This is a genomic window from Amniculibacterium aquaticum, from assembly GCF_003852705.1.
Taxonomy (GTDB): Bacteria; Bacteroidota; Bacteroidia; order Flavobacteriales; family Weeksellaceae; genus Amniculibacterium; species Amniculibacterium aquaticum.
In genome coordinates this window covers 1-1,404 of record NZ_REFA01000064.1, presented here as the reverse complement: position 1 = coordinate 1,404, position 1,404 = coordinate 1, and the positions used below count along the sequence as shown (strand labels likewise).

The window sequence follows — 1,404 nt, the reverse complement described above, 5'->3', positions numbered from 1 at the left end:
TTTAACCCAGTTAAATTCGCCCTCGAATTGAAAATACTACGGACAACAGACGGTTTTGTGAAATGCGGAGGTCAGGCTCTTGCGTTGAAATTTTTGAGAAATTATTCGCAAAAAGCCATTTTCTTTTACAAATTTTTGTATTTTAGCAAAAGAAAAATGGCTTTTTGCTTGGTGTAGAGATTGTATAAATACTTGATAATCAAAGTCCGCACTTCACAAAGCCGCAAACCGTTATCTGTAATCGCATGACCAACATACTGCTAAAATGAAATATTTAAAATTTTATTTTTTATTATTTATAATTATCGGTTGTAGGAGTAATAATTTAACAGAGACTTCAACAGTCAACAAAGAACAAGCTTCTATATATTTAAATTATGAAATTACAAAAGAAACAATCATATTTGACATCAGAAATTCATTATTTGCACCAATTACTGTACGCTTAGATACAGATGATTCTATTTTACGAAATAATTTTAATACGATTACAATTCAAAAATTAAAAGACTCTATTTTTGCAATCAAAAACACAACTTTAACTGAAAAAAATTTGAAGTTCAAGGTGGAATTAGGAGATGTAAAAAAAGAAATTACCCATAAAACTCTGCAACTACCTTTCTCAAATGGTAAATCATATAAGATTTTGCAATCCTACAATGGTAGTTTTTCACATAATACAAATGAATCAAGATATGCTATAGATTTTGCAATGAAAGTAGGTGATACAGTGTATGCCGCTGATGACGGTTACATTGTTGGAATAGTTGATTTTAATAATAAATATGGAAATGATAAGTCATTTGAAAAATTTGCGAATTTTGTCACTACCTATAATGATGAAACTGGCATTTATTCTCAATATGTACATTTACAAAAGAATAAAATTTTAGTAAAAATTGGAGATAAAATAAGTAAAAATAAACCAATTGGCTTAATTGGTTTATCAGGATTTATAGATGGTGAACATCTACATTTTAATACATTTATACCTACAGAATCAGGTAGAAAATCAATTCCTGTTAATTTTGAAAAATATAAAGGTGAGGAATTAAAGAGAGATGATATTGTAACCCATTAATTGCGACTACAGATAACAGTGTATTGGCAAAAGACGGGGTGAATATTGTCTTTGAAAATTCAGTTAACAATATCCGCAAAAATGCTTTTCATATTTCTTTTTTTAGTAATTTAGAAATCTGAAAAAGCATTTTGCTCAGGTTCGGTCTTCCTTTGAAATTGTCAGCAAAGTAGCCCGTCCTTCGCCAATACTTTTTCCGTTATCGGCAATTTTAGAGACAAACCAACAAGACAGAATAGAAAAGATAAAAAGCAGGACAAACAACTATTAAAAATTAGGATATGGAAAAAGTGAATTTTCAACCTCAAAGAATGAATACTGTT

1 protein-coding gene is annotated in these 1,404 nt (G+C 29.3%); it reads left to right on the top strand.

Annotated features, from left to right (window positions below; all coding sequences use genetic code 11):
- The first annotated feature begins 265 nt into the window (after positions 1-265).
- The gene (locus EIY84_RS11705; protein ID WP_124643384.1) at positions 266-1,081 is read left to right on the top strand and encodes a M23 family metallopeptidase; all 816 of its coding nucleotides are present in this window, start codon (positions 266-268) and stop codon (positions 1,079-1,081) included.
- Positions 1,082-1,404 lie beyond the last annotated feature (323 nt).

Bases quoted from the DNA above. Each gene is read 5' to 3' on its own strand.
- EIY84_RS11705 (WP_124643384.1), top strand. From the start codon at position 266: ATGAAATATTTAAAATTTTATTTTTTATTATTTATAATTATCGGTTGT.